Here is a 20,131-nt window from a genome sequence, read left to right as displayed (position 1 = left end):
GCTGCGGGGAAGCTAGGGTCGGCACCATGAGGCCCGAGCAGATCTGTCTTCTTCCCCACCTGAGCGCCCCCTCGGTCCATCCGGACGGAACCTGGGCTGTCGTCTCGATGACCCACCCCAACTTCGAGGCCGACGACCGGGTCGGCCAGCTGTGGCGGATCGCCCTGGGAGCCGGCCCGGGGCCGACCGCCCCGGGGACCGGATCCCGGCGGATCACCCGCGGCTTCGCCGACACCAGCCCGAAGGTCTCCCCGGACGGCCTGCTCATCGCTTTCCTGCGCCGCAACCAGGGCCACCGCCCCCAGCTGGCTCTGATGGAGGCCGACGGCGGCGAACCGTGGATCATCACCTCCTTCACCCAGGGGGTCAACGAGTTCTCCTGGTCCCCCGACTCCCGCCGGATCGTGGTCTCGGCGCGAGTGCCCGACCCGGGTCGCTACGGCACCGTCAACGGGATCAACGCCGGCCATGAAGACCCGCGTCATCTCACCGGCCTGAAGCTTCGGCACAACAGTCTGGGAGCCGGCTGGTACACCGACCGGCCGCTCCAGCTCTTCCTCCTGGAGGTCCCCGATCCCGAGGCCGAGCCCGCGGTGCCGCCGGCCGGTCGCGGCGCGATCAGCATCCCCGAGGACTCTCTGGCGGCGATGGCGTCGATGCGCAGCCTCACCGAGGACCATGCGGACTGGACGAGTCCGGTGATCTGCCCGGACGGCTCGGTGGTCGCCTGCCGTGAGACCGCCGACTCGGCGATGATCACCTCCCTGGTGCGGATCTCCCCCGACGGCCAGATCGACGCGGTGCCCGGCTCCGAGACCATCGAGACCCCCGAGGGGATCCATCGCACCTCGATGAACACGGTGACCCTGGCCGGCGACCCCGAAGATCCGGACCTGCTGGTCGCCTTCGCCGATCTCGGCCCCGACGGCAACGACCCGGTCTCGGCGAACACCCAGATCGGGCTGGTCGGCGCCGACGGGATCACCGTCCTCACCGGTACCGATCTGGGGCTGTCCTCGACGATGGCGCCCGGCCCGGCCGGGGTGCTCGTCACCGAGTCCTTCCGGGGCTGCGGCCGGCTCCACCTGGTGAGCCCGAATGGTGACGGCAGCGCCCCGCGCGACACCCTCCTGCTGGACGTCGACGCCGTCGCCCGGGGAGCCGCCCAGATCCCCGGGTCCCACGACACCGTCGTCACCCTGGTCACCCCTCAGTCCCCCGGCGAGGTGGCCCTGGTCGGCCCCGAGGGGGTCACGATCCTCACTGACTTCGGCCGGGACCTGCGCGAGGCCTCCCCGGTGACCCTGCCGCGGGAGCTCACCGCCACCTCCCCCGACGGATACCCGGTGCACGGCTGGGTCCTGACCCCCGAGGGACCCGGCCCGCACCCGGTGATCCTGATGATCCACGGCGGACCGCACTCCCAGTACACCGGCAGCTTCTTCGACGAGTTCCAGGCTATGACTGGGGCCGGCTACGCGGTGGTGGCCTGCAACCCGCGCGGCTCGGCCGGCTACGGCCGCGACCACGGCAGGGCCCTGATCGGCCGCTTCGGCGACGTCGACGCCGCCGATGTGATGGCCTTCCTGGAGGCCGCCCTGGCCGCCCACCCCGATCTCGACCGCGATCGGATGGGGATCATGGGCGGCTCCTACGGCGGCTACCTCACGGCCTGGATCATCGGCCACGACCACCGCTGGCGGGGTGCCATCGTGGAGCGGGGATACCTGGATCCGGCCTCGTTCATCGGCTCCTCGGACATCGGCTGGTACTACCCGGACTGCTACAACGGCACGACCCGTGAGCAGTTGGAGGCCCAGTCGGCGATGCGCTGGGCCGAGCAGGTCACCACTCCTACCCTGGTGATCCACGCCGAGCAGGATCTGCGCGCACCGATGACCCAGGGGCTGGAGTACCACGCCCGGTTGACCCGCGCCGGGGTCGACACCGAACTACTGATCTTCCCCGGCGAGAACCACGAGCTGTCACGCTCGGGGACTCCCTGGCACCGCCGTCAGCGACTGGAGACGATCCTGGACTTCTGGTCGCGACACCTGGCCTGACCTGCCTGACCGGCCAGCGGCGGCCCCGACCGGGCGCTCAGTGCGCCAGGGCGGCCCGGGCTCCGGTCGGGTCGTTGGTGATGACGGCGTCGACCCCCAGTGCGGCCGCCTCCCTGATCTGGTCGGGGTCGTCGAGGGTCCACACCCGCACCCCGAGCCCGGCGGCATGGAACCGCGGGACGTCGTCGCGGCCCCTCAGCAGCCATCCTCCGGGGTGGACCGCCTGGACGCCGATCCGGTGGGCGTAGTCCCAGGGGTCGGCCAGATCGTCGGAGTACAGCAGGCCGCGGCGGATCTTTGGGGCGATCTCGGCGAGGGCGACCAGGCTGCGGTGGTTGAAGCTGGACAGCACCACCTGGTCGGCCATCCGGTGGGCCCTGACAGCGGCGACGGTCTGCTCCTCGAGTCCCCGGTAGCGCACCACGCTGTTCTTCAGCTCGATGTTGAGGCCGACCTCAGTGGGAGCCAGCAGATCCAGCACCTCGTCGAGCAGCGGGATGGTGGCCGGCTCCCAGTCTGCACTGCCGGCCGCGAAGTTCAGCGCCCGCAGCTCCTGGAGGCTGTGGTCGACGATCTGTCCGGTGCCGTCACTGGTCCGGTCGATGGTCTCGTCGTGGCAGACCACCAGGTGGCCGTCACTGGTCATCTGGACGTCCAGCTCGATGCCGTCGGCGTCCTCGTCGATGGCTTCCTGAAAGGCCGGCATGGTGTTCTCCGGCAGATTCTTGTGGGCCCCGCGGTGGGCGAAGATGGCTGGCATATGTCCCTCTCACCGATGTCCGGCCTCCCGGGGGTCGGCTCGGCTCCAGCATCCCACAGCCCCCCCTGGTGTCGATCTGTGAGATTTCCCCTATGATTCTCTCAGACAATGCCTTCGCCACCTGCCGAACGGGCTCGCGGTCGAGTGCGCATCAGCATCAATTCAAGAAGGCGGTTCACGCCGTGGTGTGGTGGGGCCTGAGTGGACACCGGGGTAAGAGGTCGCGGACCGACCTCCCGTCTGACGTGGTTGCCGCCTACGCCCGCCTGCTCATCGCCGAGCGGGAGATGCGCAACAGTCGGGTTGCAGTGGACGCCGCGGCATGCGAACTGTCCAAACTGGTCGGGGAGAAGGGTCTGGCCAGCCAGATCGACGACCAGTCCCAGTGGTCGGCCCTGATGGAGGCCACCGCCCGACAACGGGCTGAGCAGTACACCGCCCTGTCCCGGGACTTCGACGCCTCCCTGGCAGCGGCCGGCTTCCCCTCCGACTGGACCCCGGAGAAGGCCCGCCGGCTCGTGGAGAACCAGTTGATGCCCGCCGAACGCAGAAAGACCCACCCGAATGGGTGGGTCCTTCATCCTGCGCGCCCGGAGGGATTCGAACCCCCAACCTTCTGATCCGTAGTCAGATGCTCTATCCGTTAAGCCACGGGCGCTAGCGCTTCGCGCAATAGGAGACTGTACAACAGGTGCTGCCAGTCATCAAATCTCCGGTCCCGCAGGCTCGGAGAACGGGGTCGTGATCTACGGTCACGTCCCTTGGCGGAGGTGGCGGGATTTGAACCCGCGATGGGAGTTAAGTCCCAAACCCGCTTAGCAGGCGGGCGCCATAGACCAGACTAGGCGACACCTCCAAGGATGCCGGACCACCTTATCGACAACCCGGCGGCTCAGCAATTCTGACCCTCGTCCCGACCCCTGCGGCCCGACACCGCCCGTCAACCCGACCACGTCGACGAGGATCGGTTGACAGCCCGCGGCTACCATGGATCCGGCTTCGGCCGCCACATCCGTCACGAGTAACACTTGTCTGCAACTATCCGTCGTCGAGAGGACGAGCATGGTCGACTCCCACTCCGGCGGTGACCCTCGCTCTCCACGCCACGCCGACCCCTGGTGGATGAACGACCCCGAGTCGATGGACGACACCCACGTCTTCAGTCGGCGCGCACTCGATAACGAGCTCCGGCAGGAGCGCGCGGCCGGTGGACCACGGCGCGGTCTGTCCGAGGACGCCACCGGCAGCTACGAGCCCACCCACGCGATGCGGCCGGAGGATCTGGAGGACGAGGCGACCGATCCGTCGAGCGCGGCCCGCGATCGGGACCGGGTCCGGCGCGCGGCCACCGATGACGGATCGGCCGTGCTCTCGGCCAGTGACCGGTGGGCCCATGACGCCGACTCCTCGGCCCGCCGCACCCGCGACGACTCCGATCAGTCGTTCCAGGAGGGTCGCTACGCGGCAGCCGACAGCCGAAAGGCCACCCGCGCCGCGCGTCACGAGGAGCGGGGAGAGTACCGCCGATCGGCCTTCTGGACGGTGCTGGGCGCCCTGGTCCCCGGCCTGGGCCTGTGGGCCAGTCGCCACCACAGTCGCCGGCGAGCAGGACTCGTCGTGACCGGCCTGGCACTGGCCGGCCTCACCGCAGTCGTCCTCACCGGGTTCGCGAACCCGGCCCTGGTCGCCTCGGTCGCCGTGCGGCCCCGGGTCCTCAATGTCATCTCGATCGGCGTCCCGCTGCTCGCCGTCCTGCTGGTCGGTCTGCTCGTCGTCACCCACCTCGACATCCGGCCCCGCCGGATCACCAGGACCCAACGGTGGATCTCGGCGATCCTGGTCGGCACCCTGTCCCTGGCAATCGCGGCACCGATGGCGATCGCGGCACGCTACGCCCACGACGAGGCGGCCGCCCTGGGCAAGATCTTCTCCGAGTCCCGGTCGGGCACCAGGCCCGCCATCGACTACAACCAGAGCGTCGACGAGATCTGGCGCCAGAAGCCCCGGGTCAACGTCCTGCTGGTCGGTGGTGACGACTCCTCCTCGCGCAACTACCGAGCCCACGGCGAGATGAACACCGACACCATGATGGTGGCCTCGATCGACACCCAGACCGGCAACACCACGATCATCCAGATCCCCCGCAACCTGGCATCCCTTCCCTTCCCCGAGGACTCCCCCCTCCACAAGATCTATCCGAAGGGGTTCAGCAACGGCCACGGCGACGACTCGGACTTCTTCGCCAACGCGGTGTGGAGCACCGTCCAGAATGACCACAAGGACGCCATGGGAGCCACCGACTACCCGGGGGCGGACGCCCTCAAGCTGGGTATCGGTGAGGCCCTCGGACTCAACATCGACTACTTCGTGATGCTCGACATCGACGGCCTGCAGAAGTTCGTCGACGCCGTCGGCGGGGTGACCGTCAACGTCAACGAGAGGCTGCCGATCGCCGGCAACACCGAGGGCAAGGAGCCGACCGGCTACATCGAGATCGGCCCCGATCAGCACCTCAACGGCTACCGCGCGATGTGGTACGCCCGCAGCCGCTCGGCCTCCACCGACTACGACCGGATGGGACGCCAGTCCTGCCTCATCAAGGCGGTGCTGGACCAGGTGAGCCCCCAGACCGTCCTCACCCGGTTCGAGGCGATCGCCTCGGCCTCCGGCGACATGGTGATCTCCGACATCCCGCAGGGGATGCTGCCGGCCTTCGTCGCCCTGGTGATCCGGATGCGCGGGGCCAATGTCAACCGGCTGCTCTTCACCCAGGGCAAGAACGGCTTCGTCGCTTTCGACCCCAACTACTCGCTGATGCGCAACCAGGTGAAGGACGCCATCGCCGACGCATCCAATGTCAGCAACCGGAATCGTCCGGTCACCTCGGCCTCGCCGCGCCCCAGCCGCACCGCCACGGCCACCCCGAAGCCGTCCCCGACTCCCTCCCCCAGTTCCAGCCCGACGCCGACCAGGGTGAGCCAGTCGGTCACCGACGTCTGCGCCTACAACCCGGTGCAGCCCCAGTAGCGCACTCAGTCCAGAACGCACTCAGTCATGCGGGGGAGGCCCGCTGCTGTCCCGGATGATGAGCGGACTGTCCACCAGCAGGTGGGTGGTCTCGGCCACCGAGCTGCCGCTCGCGTCCTGCCCGACCGCGTCCGCCCCGTGGATCAGCCGCAGCAGCTCATCGATGAGACGCCGTCCGATCTCGGCGAAGTCCTGGCGCACCGTGGTCAGCCTCGGCCACAGCCGCTCGGCCATCACGTCGTCGAAGCCGACCACCGAGACATCCTCGGGGATCCGCAACCCACGCTCGTGCAGGGCCGACATCAGGCCGGCGGCCATCTCGTCGTTGACGCAGAACACCGCCGTCAGCTCCGGATCGGCCAGCAGCCGGTCGGCGGCCCGGTAGCCCGACTCGCTCCCCCAGTCTCCGGGCACCGGCTCGGGCACCCGGGCACCGTGGTCGACCAGGGTCTGGTACCAGCTGCACAGCCGGTCGGCGGCCTGCAGGGAGCTCTCCGGACCGGCCACGCAGTGCACCGTCCGGTGACCCAGCTCCAGCAGGTGCTCCACCGCCCGCCGCACCCCCTCGACCTGTCCGCAGCCCACACTCGTCAACGGTCCCGGCCGGCTGCTGGCCACCACCAGCGGCACCGGGACCGTCGGCAGGGACTCCGGATGGCCGAGTTCGATTCCCTGGACGACGAATCCGTCGACCATCAGCCCGGTGCGCGCCAGCAACGACCGGTACCCGATCTCGAAGGCCTCCGAGCTGCCCATCCCGTCCAACGGACGGCCGATCTGCCCCAGGACGGTGTCGAAGCCCCGCTCGGCGGCGGCGTCCACCACCGCCTGGACGGTCCTGGCCTCCCCGGTGCGCGAGAAGTCGGTGCTGATCAGACCCAGGCAGCCGTGTCGTCCGTAGCGCAGCGCCCGGGCCGCCCCGTTGGGCACATAGCCCAGTGCCTCCATCGCCCGCAGCACCTTCTCACGGGTCGCCGGAAGCACCCTCTCGGAGCCGTTGAGCACCCGCGAGACGGTCTGCGGGGACACCCCGGCCACCGCTGCGACGTCTCGCTGGGACGCTCCCCGCGATGGCACCCCGCCGCGTCCATCGGCCATCTCGGGGTCTCCTCAGTTGACCCGGCTGCCCGCCGCGGACGGGATCGCCGCGTAGAGCCTCGGTGCCGCGAAACCGTGTTCGGCGAAGGCGGCCACGGCGGCCGCGGCCACGTCGTCGCGCTTCTCGGCGTCCACCAGGGCGATCGCGCAGCCGCCGAACCCTCCGCCGGTCATCCGGGCGCCGATGGCCCCGGCCGATCGGGCGGCGTCCACCGCGACGTCCAGCTCGGGGCAGGTCACCTCGTAGTCGTCGCGCAGCGAGTCGTGGGAGGCGTTCATCAGCGGTCCGACGTCGAGCAGCCGGCCGGCCTCCACCAGTGCGACGAAGTCGCGGACCCGCTGGATCTCGGTGACGACGTGGCGCACCCGGCGGACCGGCTCGTCATCGGCCAGGCGTGCCAGGGCGCCGTCGAGATCGGTGATCTCTCGCAGCGTGCCGACGCCGAGGGTCTTCGCGGCGGCCTCGCAGGTGGCCCGTCGCTGCCCGTAGCCTCCGGTGGCGTGGCTGTGCTTGGCGCGGGTGTCGATCACCAGGAGTTCGAGATCCTCGGCGGCCAGGTCGAAGGGGACCTGGCGGACCGAGCCGTCCTGGCAGTCCAGCAGCAGGGCCCTGCCCTCGGCGGTGCGCAGCGACGCGGCCTGGTCCAGGCCGCCGGTGGGCGCGCCGACCAGGTCGTTCTCGGTGTGCACGGCCAGATCGACGAGTGCGGCGCGGCCCGCGTCGGTGGCTCCCAGCCCGAGGCCGTTGACGTCGTCGAGGGCCAGCCCGACGGCGCACTCCACGGCGGCCGAGGAGGACAGCCCGGCCGCCGTGGGCACGCAGCTGACCAGGGCGGCGTCGAATCCGGAGATCTGGTGCCCTGCCCCGGCCAGGGCCCAGGCGATACCGGCGGTGTAGCCGACCCAGCCCCTCACACCGCCGGGATGGACGTCCGGCAGGGCGCCGTCCCAGCGCAGCACCTCGCCGTCGAAGGACGAGACGAGGCGCACCTCGGCGTCATCACGGCGCCGCAGTGCCACATAGGTGCGGTGCGGCAGGGCGATCGGCAGGCACAGGCCGCCGTTGTAGTCGGTGTGCTCCCCGATGATGTTGACCCGCCCGGGGGACGCCCACACCCCGTCGGCCTTCTGGCCGAAGGTGTCCTCGAACAGTGCGACGGCGCCCTCGGCGCCTTCCTGGGCGGTCCAGGCGGGAACAATCTCCTGGGGGTCCTGCTCCTGCAGGTCCTGCTGCGTGTCCACGATGACTCCGATCCTGCGGACGGGGCCTGCGCCGGCCCCGTTGATAGGTGAGGTGACGAACATCGCACGGCACCCGCCCGACCCCGCCACGGTGCGGTGGAACCGAGCCTGATCGGCGGCCGTGAATGTTTACGCCACCACAAGTACAAGTATGACATGCGGCCTTGACACGCGCCGAATCTTGACGAAACATAGATATCCACAGGCACGCTTCCACGACCGGATCCGCACCCTGCTGCGGTAACGCAAACATTCGGGATGACGACCTGTGGGGAACGATCCTCGCAGCGACCGACGACCGGCCGCCAACCGACGTCGCCACCCGGGGAGGATATTCACGATGGTGGCACTGCAGACACTGATCCACGCCAGTCCGATCGACTACGTGATCCTGATCGTCTACTTCGCGTTCGTTCTGGGCATCGGGTACATGGCCCGGCACCAGATCTCGGACTCCCTCGACTTCTTCCTGTCGGGACGCCGGCTGCCGGCCTGGGTGACCGGCCTGGCCTTCGTCTCGGCCAACCTCGGCGCTGTCGAGATCATGGGCATGTCGGCCAACGGGGCCGAACTCGGACTACCCACCCTGCACTACTTCTGGGTCGGCGCGGTTCCCGCGATGCTCTTCCTGGGCGTCGTCATGATGCCCTTCTACTACGGCTCCGGCGTCCGCTCGGTGCCCGAGTTCATGCTGAAGCGGTTCGGGCCCGCCGCCCACCTGGTGAACTCGCTGTCCTTCGCCGTCGCCCAGCTCCTCGTCGCCGGCGTCAACCTGTACCTGCTCGGCAGCATCGTCCATGCTCTGCTGGGCTGGCCGCTGTGGGTGGCCCTCATCGTCGCGGCCATCATCGTGCTGGCCTACATCACCTTCGGCGGCCTGTCCGCGGCTATCTACAACGAGGTGCTGCAGTTCTTCGTGATCATCGCCGGCCTGCTCCCGATGGTTCTCATCGGCCTGCACCGAGTCGGCGGCTGGAACGGCCTCAAGGCCAGGATCACCGAGGCCGCCGCTGCCCACCCCGGCGCCATCGTCCCCGCCGGCGAACAGCTCAACTCCTGGCCCGGCCAGTCCCTGTCGGGCTTCGACAACCCGGTCCTGTCGGTCATCGGCATCGTCTTCGGGCTGGGCTTCGTGCTCGGCTTCGGCTACTGGACCACGAACTTCGTCGAGGTCCAGCGCGCGATGGCCTCCAAGTCCCTCTCGGACGCCCGCCGCACCCCGATCATCGGCACCTTCCCCAAGATGCTGGTGCCCTTCGTCACGGTTCTCCCCGGCGTCCTGGCCGCCGTGCTCGTCCCCGAGATCGCCGCCACCAAGGCCGGCCAGACGGTGGCCGGCGGCGCCTCAGGCACCGTCACCTACAACGACTCCGTGCTGTACCTGATCCAGGACCTGCTGCCCAACGGCCTGGTGGGCCTGGCGATCACCGGCCTGCTGGCCGCCTTCATGGCAGGCATGGCCGCCAACATCTCGGCCTTCAACACCGTGTTCAGCGTGGACATCTGGCAGCACTACGTCAAGAAGGACAAGCCCGACGGTTACTACGTGAAGGTCGGACGCCTCGCCACCGTGGCGGCGTCGATCATCGCCATCGGCACCGCGGCCATCGCCTCGAACTACTCGAACATCATGGACTACCTCCAGACCCTGTTCGGGTTCTTCAACGCGCCGCTCTTCGCGACCTTCATCCTCGGCATGTTCTGGAAGCGCTCCACCCCGGCCGCCGGCTGGTCCGGCCTGGCATCGGGCACCCTGGCCGCCGTCGCCGTCTGGCTGCCGAGCGCTCTGGGCGTGTACTCACTGAGTGGCCAGGGCATCTCCTTCGTGGCCGCCGCCGCGGGATTCGTGGTGGATATCGTGGTCAGCATCGTGGTGTCCTTGTTCACTACGCCGAAGCCTGCCTCCGAGCTGGTCGGCCTGGTCTACTCGGAGACTCCCAAGGAGTCCTTGACGGATCCCGAGGAGAAGAACCAGCCCTGGTACAAGCGGACCGTCCCGCTGGCCGGAGTCTCCCTGGTCCTGGTCATCATCCTCAACTTCCTCTTCTGACAGCGAGGCGCACAACATGGCGAAGAACACAACGACGAAGAGCCGGCACACCGCCGGACTCGGTGACATCCGCGTCATCATCGGTAGCCTGATGGGGATCTACGGCGTCATCCTCACCATCATGGGGATCGCGATGACCAATGCCGGGGCCAATCTCTGGTCGGGCATCGTCCTGCTGGCCGTGTGCGGTGCGCTCCTGCTGTGGAACGCGCTCAACCCCACGGTCGTCGACGAGGGCGAGTCCATCACCGGTGGACCCGCCGCCGACAACAGCAGGTGACCGCACCCCTCAGGCGCGCATAGCGCTGCGGAAAGGTTTCCCTCCTATGCTCCGGCCCCGGCATCCTCGTGATGCCGGGGCCGCGATGGGCCTGTGTCCGGCCGATACGCCTGCGGGGACGGACCCTCGTCAGTCCTTCGGATCGGCCGTCTGGGAATAGCCGCGGTCGGCGTCAAGACACTTGGCGACGTCAGCTGCGAGCTCGTCCATCTCGGCGGGATCCCCGGCACCGGGGCGCACGATATGGGTGCGCCCCACCTGGCCGTGATACAGAGTCAGCCGGGAACGGGTCTCGGTGAGCGCAGCCCGGGTGACCTTGTCCCAGGTGCCCGAGCGGTTCTGCCCGGCACCGTGAATGTGATAGCCCTTCGCATCCAGATCGACGTAGAGCCGCATCCGCAGCATCGACCAGGTGGCAGTGAGCGCCAGCGCGATGCCCAGGGCCAGGACCACCGCGAACAACGCGATCCAGGCATTCGCCCAACCCTGCGACGAGGCCACCACGATGAGTACCGCGCCGGCCAGGGACAGCAGACCGGAGATGACATAGCCGCGGAACGGCGGCCGGGGACTCAGCACATGCCGGGTCGAGCCCTCGGGCAGCTCTGCCCCGGGCTCCTCAGCGACGTCCTCCGAGTCTGGCATGCCGACCTCCCTGATCCACGCAGGCTCCACTGACCCACAGGGCCACGACGGTCCCCGCGGCGAGAGTGGGATTCGAACCCACGGAGGTTTCCCTCGGCCGCTTTCAAGGCGGCTGCACTCGTCCACTATGCGATCTCGCCATCCCGGTCGCCCGGGCACGCCCAATCCTAACCATCTCGCCGGGTTCCCGCCCATCGGTCGGTCCCGGACCGGCCGGGCCCGGGGCGCAGGCGCCGCGCCACGGCGGCGGCCCGGGACTGCCCCAGGGCCATCCCGGCACCGTTCCTGCCCCGGGACGACCATCGGGAGGAGCCGGCATGGCAGGCTGGGGGACATGCATGCGATCACTGTCCTTCCCACGGACGCCACAGACGCGAAGGGGCGCCACCGCCCCGGCCCGGAGAACATGGAGTGGTCCCAGGTGGAGACGCCGACGCCCGGCGACGGCGAGGTGCTGGTCAAGGTGCACGCCGCCGGGGTCAACCGGGGAGACCTGCTCCAGCGACAGGGCCTCTACCCGCCGCCACCCAGAATCACCGATGTGATGGGCCTGGAGGTCAGCGGCACCGTCGCCGACCTGGGACCCGGTGTCACCGGCCGGCACGAGGGCGACCAGGTGGTCGGCCTGCTCGCCGGCGGCGGGTACGCCGAGTACGCCGTCGTCCCGGCAGGGCAGCTGCTGCCCATGCCCCACGGAGTCGACGACGTCGTCGCCTCGACCCTGATCGAGGTGGCCGCCACCGTCGTCTCCAATATGGACCACGTCGGTCTGGAGGCCGGGGAGACGCTGCTGGTGCACGGCGGGGCCGGCGGTATCGGGCAGTTCGCCATCCAGTACGCCAAGGCCCTGGGATGCCGGGTCATCACCACCTGCGGCACCGAGGAGAAGCGCCGGTTCTGCACCGAACTGGGCGCCGACATCGCCCTCGACTACCACGGCGACTGGGTGAACGGGGTCAAGGGAGCCACCGACGGCCGGGGGGCCGACGTCATCCTCGACGTGATGGGCGCCAAGTACCTCGGGCTCAACGTCGATGCCCTGGCCCCCAACGGGCGCCTGGTGATCATCGGGATGCAGGGCGGCGCCAAGGGCGAGCTCAATATCGGCGCACTGCTCAACAAGCGCGGCACTGTCACCGCCACCAGCCTGCGTGGCCGTCCGGTGGAGGAGAAGGCCGAGATCTGCCGGCGGGTCGAGGAGGTCGTCTGGCCGATGTACGCCGACGGGCGCATCAACCCCGCACCGGTCGAGGTCTTCCCGATCTCCGAGGCCGGAGCGGCGCACTCCCGTCTGGGATCCGGCGAGGTCCTGGGAAAGATCGCGCTCACGATCTGATGGGCGGAGATTTCACTCGCTGGAGGACCCGATCCGGGACATTCCTGTCGATTCAGGGCCTCCAGCGAGCGAAATGGGCACCCTCGTCTCCCCGTTCCGCCGACCACCCGTGCCAGCACGCATATTAATTTGATCCACTGCATATCTATGCTCTAGACTCGTCGTCGTGTCCAAGGTCATCACGCATCTTCCCGTCGGCGAACGTATCGGCATCGCATTCTCAGGAGGTCTCGACACCTCCGTGGCGGTCGCCTGGATGCGATCCAAGGGCTCAGTGCCCTGCACCTACACCGCCGACATCGGCCAGTACGACGAGCCCGACATCGCCTCGGTGCCGGGCCGGGCCCACCAGTACGGCGCCGAGATCTCCCGGCTCGTCGACTGCCGCGCCTCGCTGGTCGACGAGGGTCTCTCGGCGATCGCCTGCGGTGCCTTCAACGTGCGCTCGGCCGGACGCCCCTACTTCAACACCACCCCGATCGGCCGCGCCGTGACCGGCACGCTGCTGGTGCGCGCGATGGCAGACGACGCCGTCTCCATCTGGGGTGACGGCTCCACCTACAAGGGCAACGACATCGAGCGGTTCTACCGCTACGGACTGCTCGCCAACCCCCAGCTGCGGATCTACAAGCCCTGGCTCGACGAGGACTTCGTCTCAGAGCTGGGCGGGCGCGACGAGATGAGCGCCTGGCTCACCTCCCACGACCTGCCCTACCGCGACTCCAAGGAGAAGGCCTACTCCACCGACGCCAATATCTGGGGCGCCACCCACGAGGCCAAGACGCTGGAGAGCCTCAACGTCTCGATGGAGAGCGTCGAGCCCATCATGGGCGTCAAGTTCTGGGATCCCGACGTCGCGATCGAGACCGAGGAGGTCTCTGTCAGCTTCGAGCAGGGCCTCCCGGTGGCCATCAACGGCAAGGAGTACGACGACAAGCTCGCCCTGGTGCTGGAGGCCAATGCCATCGGCGGACGCCACGGCCTGGGCATGAGCGACCAGATCGAGAACCGCATCATCGAGGCCAAGTCCCGCGGGATCTACGAGGCCCCCGGCATGGCGCTGCTCTACATCGCCTACGAGCGGCTGGTCAACGCGATTCACAACGAGGACACCATCGCGACCTACCACAATGAGGGACGCCGGCTGGGCCGGCTGCTCTACGAGGGCCGCTGGCTCGACCCGCAGTCGCTGATGATCCGCGAATCACTGCAGCACTGGGTGGCCTCGGCCGTCACCGGCACCGTCGTCCTCAAGCTGCGCCGCGGCTGGGACTACTCGATCATGGACACCACCGGCCCGAACTTCTCCTACCACGCCGAGAAACTGTCCATGGAGAAGGTCGAGGGGGCGGCCTTCGGCCCGGTCGACCGGATCGGCCAGCTCACCATGCGCAACCTGGACATCGCCGACACCCGCGAGAAGCTCGAGCAGTACTCCAAGCAGGGCCAGCTCTCCAACCACGCCGATCTGGTCGGCCAGCTGGAGACCGGTGGCGCCAAGGCCATCTCGAAGAACCACGCCGAGGAGGAGGACAAGGCCCAGAAGTCCCTGGACCGAGCCGCCATGGAGTTCGGGGTCGACTGATCGCGCGCCCCTCCCGCCGGTAGATTGACTCCCGACCGACACCGGTTCGGAGAGCCCGGAACCGGATCCCCGAAACGCCACTGAGTACCTGTACTCAGTGGCGTTCCGTCGTCTACTCAGGTAATTCGGGTAGCGGCGCCTACAGGGGAGTCACAGCCGGGCCCCAGATCCGTGGCAGGCTGAGATCCAGCACCTGAAGGAACCATCGATGCGCCCACGTCGTCCCATCGCCGTGACCGCGGCGCCCAGAGCAGGACCCGCGATCACCAGACATCGAGCACCCCGGAGAAGGGATCTCCAGTGACCAGCACGACTGCCAACCGCGTCCCCCCATGCTCACTCCTCACCGAGGTGTTCCACCACCCCTTCCTGGAGGAGGACGCCAGCCCGGCCAATGCGGAGCAGCGCCGGCTCCACCACACGCTCACCACCCGGGCCACCGAGGTCTGCATGAGCTGCCCCCACTTCGACGACTGCCTCGAGACCGCGATCAGCGGCCACGACATCGCCGGATTCGTCGCCGGCACCACGAGCCGCCAGCGCACCCGGATCCGCAACCTGCTCCACGTCGAGGTGAAGCCCGACGACATGGACGCCCTGGTCGGCATCCTCTCCTCGGGACGCCAGATCGCCACCCACGACGTCGTGAGACTTCGTCGCGCCCATCCCGATGAGCCCCTGGACTTCATCGCCCAGAGCCTGGGATGCTCCCTCTCCACGGTCAAGCGCCATCTCCGCAGGGCCCGCGCCCAGGCCTGCGAACCCACCCCGTTGATCCCCCGCGGCCCCAGCCGCGGCCAGCTCATCACCGCCTTCGAGTCGGTGACCAGGATGCGTCGCGCGGCGCCGGCGGCCCGCGCCGCCTGACCGCCCCCACCAGCCCTGTCATCCGCGGTTCACGCCGCGATGGCAGGGTGGAGGGCATGAGCTTCACCCCGCACCTCGTGGCCCTGGACATCGACGGCACTCTGGTCGACCGTCAAGGACTGCTGCCCACCTCGATCGAGCACTCCGTCGAGAGGATCACCGGCGCCGGCGTCCCGGTGGTCCTGGCCACCGGTCGCGGGCTCTTCGGCGCCCTGCCGGTCCACGACATCCTCCGACTGCCGGCCGGCGACCTGGTCGTCTCCAACGGCGCGGTCACCGTGAGCACCTCCCCGCTCACCGTCCTCGACGAGGTGCGCTTCGATCCGGGCCCGGTGATCCGCCAGGTCCTCGACCTTCATCCCTCGGCCATCATCGCCGTCGAGGATGTCGGCGTCGGCTACCGGCTCAACCGGCTCTTCCCGGCCGGCGAGCTGCAGGGCGAGTTCACCATCGAGTCCACCGAGGAGCTGGCCTCCAGACCGGCGGCCCGGGTCATCATCCGCGATCCCGACGCCCCGCCCGCCGACTTCGTCGAGCTGGCCCGACATCTCGGCCTGCACGGCGTCTCCTACGTGATCGGCTGGTCGGCCTGGCTCGACATCACCCCCCGCGGGGTGTCGAAGGCCTCCGCCCTCCAGGCGCTGTGCGACAGGCGCGACATCGACCCCCGGCAGGTGCTGGCCATCGGGGACGGCCACAACGACATGGAGATGCTCGCCTGGGCCGGCCGCGGAGTGGCCATGGGAGACGCCCCCGAGTCCGTCCAGCAGGTGGCAAACGCGGTGACCGGCACCTTCGACGAGGGTGGTACCTCCGCCGAGCTGGACCGCTGGTTCGCGGGCCCGCGATGAGCCGCGTCACCATCTCCGACATCGCCGAGAAGCTGGGAATCTCGACGGCCGCGGTGTCCTACGCCCTCAATGATCGTCCCGGCGTCTCGGGCGCGACCCGCCAGCGGGTTCTCGACCTCGCCGACGAGATGGGCTGGCAACCGCACTCGATCGCCCGGTCGCTGCGCAGCAACCGGGCGATGTCGGTCGGGATGGTGCTGGCCCGCGACGCCGAGGAGGTCGCGAACGAGCCCTTCTACTCCTACGTCCAGGCCGGCGTCGAGAGGCACCTGGCCGCCCACGACTACAGCCTCACCATGAGCAGACCCGGCGGAGCCCCCGGGGACGACCTGGAGGTCTACCGCCGCTGGGCACTCCAGCAACGGGTGGACGGCGTCATCCTCTTCGACATGGTGGTCGACGACCCCCGGGTGGAGCTGCTCGCCGAGCTGAACCTGCCCGCGGTGGAGGTGACCAGCGATGCCACCGTCGGCCCCCTGCCCAGGGTCGTCGTCGATGACTCCGGGGACGCCCGGATCCTGGTCCACCACCTGGCCGACCAGGGGTACCGCAGCATCGTCCACCTGTCCGGCCCCACCCATCTGGTCCACGAGACCCTGCGCCGGACGGCCGTCGCCCGGGCCTGCCAGGAGTTCGGGCTGCCGGCGGCCCAGCACTCCTGCGAGTACACCCTGGCCGACGGCGCCCGCGGCTTCCGGGACGCCATCGAGAGGTCGACACGGTTTCCGGTGGGGGTCATCGGCTCCAGCGATCTGCTCGCCGCCGGCGCCCTGACAGCGGCCCGCGAGGAGTCCATGGCGGTGCCCCAGGAGGTCGGGCTGGTGAGCTGGGACGACTCCCTGCCCTGCCAGCTGGCCGCCCCCGCCCTCAGCTGTCTGAACCGCAACCCGCTCGCGATGGGAGCCACCGCGGCCGAGCTGCTGCTCGCCCGGCTGGCCGGGACGACCCGGCACAGCGTCCGGATGCCTCCCTCCCGGCTGGTGGTCCGCGACAGCTCCGACCGGAACCGGGTTCTTCTCAACTCCTGAGCCCCAGACCCTTGACATCGTCGCCCGGAGGGGAAACGATCGACGAAGACCTGGGAGCCCGCAGTGTGGCGAGTTCTTAATCGATTCAGGTCGCGGCATATCTCACCGAGGAGCACACCATGCCAACACGACGCGAGTTCCTCGCCTTCTCCTCCCTGGCGGCAGTGGCCATGGCGGCCACCGCATGTGGGAAGAAGGCCGACAACGGCTCATCGAGCACCGGCGACAAGGACACCACCCTCACCTACTGGGCCTCGAACCAGGGCACCAGCCTGGCCAACGACAAGGAGGTGCTCACCCCGGTGCTGGCCGACTTCACCAAGAAGACCGGCATCAAGGTCAACCTGGAGGTGATCGGCTGGAACGACCTGCAGACCCGGATCCAGACCGCGATCACCTCGGGCCAGGGCCCCGACGTGCTCAACATCGGCAACACCTGGGGAGTCTCCCTGCAGGCCACCGGCGGACTGCTCACCTTCGGCGACGCCGAGATGAAGGCGATCGGCGGGGCCGACCGGTTCGTCCAGGCCGCCCTGGAGACCGGCGGAGCCCCCGGCACCAAGCCGGCCTCGATCCCCCTCTACGGCCTGGCCTACGGGTTGTACTACAACAAGGCGATGTTCAAGGCCGCCGGCCTCAATCCGCCGACCACCTGGGAGGAGATGGTCGCCGCCGGCAAGAAGCTCACCGATCCCGCCAAGGGGGTCTACGGGATGAGCCTGGCGGCCGCCTCCTACACCGAGAACTCCCACTTCGCCTTCATCAACGCGGCCCAGAACGGTGCCGAGCTGTTCGACTCCGCCGGCAAGCCGACCTTCACCGAGACCGGCGTCGTCGACGGGGTGCTGCGCTACATCGACCTCATGCAGACCGACAAGATCGTCAACACCTCCGACTCCCAGTTCGACAACGGGACCCTGTCGGTGACCTCCTTCGCCAAGAAGAAGGCCGCGATGATCATCAACCAGAACAATGCCGACGCCACGATCATCGCCTCCGGGATGAAGGCCGACGAGTTCGGGGTGGTCCCCTTCCCCGCCCCCAAGGACGCCAAGAGCAATGTCGCCAGCCACGTCGCCGGCATCAACATCGCGATCATGAAGAGCACCAAGCACAAGGAGCAGGCGCTCAAGTTCGTCAACCACATGACCAGCGAGAGCGTCCAGGAGACCCTGGGCAAGCCCTTCTCCTCGCTGCCGGTGCTCAAGGGCGGCAAGGCCACTTTCACCACCAATCCCGATGAGCTGAAGACCTTCACCGAGATCTACAACACCCGCTCCAAGCCACTCCCGCTGGTCGCCAATGAGGACCAGTTCGAGTCCAGTGTGGGCAAGGCCATGAACAACCTCTTCGCGAAGGCGGCCACCGGCACCAAGGTGGCGGCCACCGACGTCTCGGCGGTGCTCAAGACCGCCCAGGAGTCGATCCGCTGACTCCCCCGCAGGGTCCGCCCCGATCCGGGCGGACCCTGCGGAACCCAGCCCCCCAGCACGAGGTCGCACCATGTCCACCACCCCCGCAACGACGCGCACCCGGGCCCGCAGTGGCGGCCACCACCAGCCCTACCGCTGGTTCCCCTACCTCATCGTCGCCCCCGCCGTGATCTTCGAGATCGCCATCCACGTCATCCCGATGCTCACCGGAATCTGGATGAGCTTCGTCAAACTCACGAAGTTCTTCATCCGGAACTGGACCGAGGCCCCCTGGATCGGGCTGGGGAACTACCGCTACGCGCTGGACCTCAACACCTCGGTCGGCACCGCCCTGGTCCACTCATTCCTCATCACCTGCGCCTACACGGTGATCGTGGTGGCCGTCTCCTGGGGCCTGGGAATGGCCGCCGCAGTGGCCCTCCAGAAGGCCTTCCGCGGCCGCGGGATCTGGCGGACCATCTTCCTGGTGCCCTACGCCCTGCCGATGTACGCCGGGATCATCACCTGGAACTTCATGTTCCAGCGCGACACCGGCATGATCAACCATCTGCTGGTCGACCAGCTCCACCTGATGAGTTCGCGGCCCTTCCTGCTGATCGGCAGCAATGCCTTCAGCTCCCTGGTCATCGTCTCGATCTGGCGGATGTGGCCCTTCGCCTTCCTGATGCTGATGGCCGGTCTCCAGTCGATCCCGACCGACGTCTACGAGGCCTCGGCGATCGACGGCGCCTCCCCCTGGCGACAGTGGCGCTCGGTCACCCTGCCGATGCTCCGATCGGTCAACGTGGTCCTCGTCCTGGTCCTCTTCCTGTGGGTGTTCAACGACTTCAACACCCCCTTCGTGCTGTTCGGCAACTCCCAACCGCCGCCCGGGGACCTGCTGTCCTTCCACATCTACAACTCCTCCTTCCTGTCCTGGGACTTCGGCACCGGGGCCGCGATGAGCGTCATGCTCCTGATCTTCCTGCTCATCGTCTCGCTGATCTACCTGGCCGCCCTCAACCGTTCGAGGAGGAATGATGCGTGACACCCGGGGCGAGCAGATCTTCCGCTGGGTGGTCATCACCCTGCTCACCACCTTCATCGTGGTCCCCCTCTACGTGATGGTCACCTCGGCGATCAAGCCGCTGGGAGACGTCCAGGGACCCTTCACCTGGTGGCCCAGCCACATCACCTTCTCCGCCTTCCGGACGATGTGGCAGACCGTCCCACTGGGGCACTACTTCATCAACAGCCTCATCGTGTGCTCGGTGGCCACCGTGTTCAGCGTCGTCATCGCCATCTTCGCGGCCTTCGCCGTCTCCCGGTGGCGGTTCCGGGGCAGGACGATCTTCACCACCACCGTGCTGTCCACCCAGATGTTCCCGGGGGTGCTCTTCCTGCTGCCGCTGTACATCATCTTCGTCAACATCGACACCTCGACCGGGATCACCCTGGTCGGCACCCGGCTCGGCCTCATCATCACCTACCTCACCTTCTCCCTGCCCTTCTCGATCTGGATGCTGGCCGGCTACCTCGACGGGATCCCCCGCGATCTCGACGAGGCCGCGATGGTGGACGGCTGCAACCCGTGGGGAGCGCTGTGGCGGGTGGTGCTGCCGGCGGCCCGGCCCGGAGTCATCGCGGTGACCATCTACTCCTTCATGACCGCCTGGGGAGAGGTCCTCTTCGCCTCGGTGATGACCACCGACGCCAACCGGACCCTGGCCGTGGGGCTGAGGCTGTACTCCACCCAGACCAACGTCTACTGGAACGAGATCATGGCGGCCTCCCTGGTGGTCAGCGCCCCGATCGTGATCGCCTTCCTCCTTCTGCAACGCAGCTTCGTCGCCGGCCTGACGGCCGGAGCCGTCAAGTAGCCATCCC

General features: G+C 68.5%; 17 protein-coding genes and 3 tRNA genes. 13 read left to right on the top strand and 7 right to left on the bottom strand.

Translation table 11 applies throughout. The features are described from left to right. Positions 1–26: 26 nt before the first annotated feature. Positions 27–2,063 (top strand): alpha/beta hydrolase family protein, encoded by a 2,037-nt coding sequence (locus H590_RS0101050; protein ID WP_028702090.1) that lies wholly within the window; start codon positions 27–29, stop codon positions 2,061–2,063. A 37-nt stretch (positions 2,064–2,100) separates the two neighbouring features. Here the strand turns inward: H590_RS0101050 and H590_RS0101045 are convergent, their stop codons facing one another. Next, complete coding sequence (locus tag H590_RS0101045) at positions 2,101–2,823, bottom strand: glycerophosphodiester phosphodiesterase (RefSeq protein WP_028702089.1); 723 nt, start codon at positions 2,821–2,823, stop codon at positions 2,101–2,103. A gap of 245 nt (positions 2,824–3,068) precedes the next feature. Here H590_RS0101045 and H590_RS17735 point away from each other — a divergent pair, with 245 nt between their 5' ends. After that, the gene (locus tag H590_RS17735; protein ID WP_084149166.1) at positions 3,069–3,443 is read left to right on the top strand and encodes a hypothetical protein; all 375 of its coding nucleotides are present in this window, start codon (positions 3,069–3,071) and stop codon (positions 3,441–3,443) included. On the opposite strand, the gene H590_RS0101040 is transcribed toward H590_RS17735, so the two are convergent. Together H590_RS0101040 and H590_RS0101035 are read right to left on the bottom strand one after the other, a co-directional pair. Next, a tRNA-Arg gene (locus H590_RS0101040) sits at positions 3,409–3,481 on the bottom strand. The two genes, H590_RS17735 and H590_RS0101040, sit on opposite strands and share 35 nt — an antisense overlap. Before the next feature lie 104 nt (positions 3,482–3,585). Beyond that, a tRNA-Ser gene (locus H590_RS0101035) sits at positions 3,586–3,679 on the bottom strand. Positions 3,680–4,521: 842 nt separating this feature from the next. On the opposite strand from H590_RS0101035, the gene H590_RS0101030 reads away from it, so the two are divergent. Further along, positions 4,522–5,850, top strand: coding sequence for an LCP family protein (locus H590_RS0101030; protein ID WP_028702088.1), 1,329 nt, complete (start codon positions 4,522–4,524; stop codon positions 5,848–5,850). 21 nt (positions 5,851–5,871) lie between these two features. On the opposite strand, the gene H590_RS0101025 is transcribed toward H590_RS0101030, so the two are convergent. Both H590_RS0101025 and galK read right to left on the bottom strand, forming a co-directional pair. Next, positions 5,872–6,948, bottom strand: a complete 1,077-nt coding sequence (locus H590_RS0101025; RefSeq protein ID WP_051238026.1) for a LacI family DNA-binding transcriptional regulator — start codon at positions 6,946–6,948, stop codon at positions 5,872–5,874. 12 nt (positions 6,949–6,960) lie between these two features. Further along, positions 6,961–8,190 (bottom strand): galactokinase, encoded by a 1,230-nt coding sequence (gene galK / locus H590_RS0101020; RefSeq protein WP_051238041.1) that lies wholly within the window; start codon positions 8,188–8,190, stop codon positions 6,961–6,963. Positions 8,191–8,533: 343 nt separating this feature from the next. On the opposite strand from galK, the gene H590_RS0101015 reads away from it, so the two are divergent. Then, positions 8,534–10,240 (top strand): sodium:solute symporter family protein, encoded by a 1,707-nt coding sequence (locus H590_RS0101015; RefSeq protein ID WP_028702085.1) that lies wholly within the window; start codon positions 8,534–8,536, stop codon positions 10,238–10,240. A gap of 16 nt (positions 10,241–10,256) precedes the next feature. Next, positions 10,257–10,520: a hypothetical protein gene (locus H590_RS0101010; protein WP_028702084.1), complete on the top strand. Its 264-nt coding sequence runs from the start codon at positions 10,257–10,259 to the stop codon at positions 10,518–10,520. A 129-nt stretch (positions 10,521–10,649) separates the two neighbouring features. On the opposite strand, the gene H590_RS0101005 is transcribed toward H590_RS0101010, so the two are convergent. Both H590_RS0101005 and H590_RS0101000 read right to left on the bottom strand, forming a co-directional pair. After that, positions 10,650–11,165 (bottom strand): hypothetical protein, encoded by a 516-nt coding sequence (locus tag H590_RS0101005; RefSeq protein ID WP_028702083.1) that lies wholly within the window; start codon positions 11,163–11,165, stop codon positions 10,650–10,652. A gap of 57 nt (positions 11,166–11,222) precedes the next feature. Continuing rightward, positions 11,223–11,305: transfer RNA gene (locus tag H590_RS0101000), tRNA-Ser, on the bottom strand. A gap of 194 nt (positions 11,306–11,499) precedes the next feature. Between H590_RS0101000 and H590_RS0100995 the strand changes: the two genes are divergently transcribed. The 8 genes from H590_RS0100995 (at position 11,500) to H590_RS0100960 (ending at position 20,124) form a co-directional block, all read left to right on the top strand. Continuing rightward, entirely contained in the window at positions 11,500–12,501 is a 1,002-nt protein-coding gene (locus H590_RS0100995; RefSeq protein WP_028702082.1) for an NAD(P)H-quinone oxidoreductase, read from the top strand. Between the two features lie 166 nt (positions 12,502–12,667). After that, complete coding sequence (argG, locus tag H590_RS0100990; RefSeq protein ID WP_028702081.1) at positions 12,668–14,086, top strand: argininosuccinate synthase; 1,419 nt, start codon at positions 12,668–12,670, stop codon at positions 14,084–14,086. 300 nt (positions 14,087–14,386) lie between these two features. Next, positions 14,387–14,953, top strand: coding sequence for a WhiB family transcriptional regulator (locus tag H590_RS14155; protein ID WP_051238025.1), 567 nt, complete (start codon positions 14,387–14,389; stop codon positions 14,951–14,953). Between the two features lie 56 nt (positions 14,954–15,009). Then, on the top strand, positions 15,010–15,804 hold the full coding sequence (locus H590_RS0100980) for an HAD family hydrolase (protein ID WP_028702080.1): 795 nt from the start codon (positions 15,010–15,012) through the stop codon (positions 15,802–15,804). Continuing rightward, entirely contained in the window at positions 15,801–16,832 is a 1,032-nt protein-coding gene (locus tag H590_RS0100975) for a LacI family DNA-binding transcriptional regulator (RefSeq protein ID WP_028702079.1), read from the top strand. Before H590_RS0100980 ends, H590_RS0100975 begins: the two co-directional genes overlap by 4 nt. A gap of 119 nt (positions 16,833–16,951) precedes the next feature. Continuing rightward, the gene (locus H590_RS0100970; RefSeq protein WP_028702078.1) at positions 16,952–18,265 is read left to right on the top strand and encodes an ABC transporter substrate-binding protein; all 1,314 of its coding nucleotides are present in this window, start codon (positions 16,952–16,954) and stop codon (positions 18,263–18,265) included. A 70-nt stretch (positions 18,266–18,335) separates the two neighbouring features. After that, positions 18,336–19,292 (top strand): carbohydrate ABC transporter permease, encoded by a 957-nt coding sequence (locus H590_RS0100965; protein WP_028702077.1) that lies wholly within the window; start codon positions 18,336–18,338, stop codon positions 19,290–19,292. Next, the gene (locus H590_RS0100960; RefSeq protein ID WP_028702076.1) at positions 19,285–20,124 is read left to right on the top strand and encodes a carbohydrate ABC transporter permease; all 840 of its coding nucleotides are present in this window, start codon (positions 19,285–19,287) and stop codon (positions 20,122–20,124) included. The genes H590_RS0100965 and H590_RS0100960 overlap by 8 nt, the downstream gene beginning before the upstream one ends. Positions 20,125–20,131 lie beyond the last annotated feature (7 nt).

The organism is Acidipropionibacterium jensenii DSM 20535 (assembly GCF_000425285.1).
GTDB classification, from domain to species: domain Bacteria; phylum Actinomycetota; class Actinomycetes; order Propionibacteriales; family Propionibacteriaceae; genus Acidipropionibacterium; species Acidipropionibacterium jensenii.
This window is presented reverse-complemented; position numbering and strand designations above follow the sequence as displayed.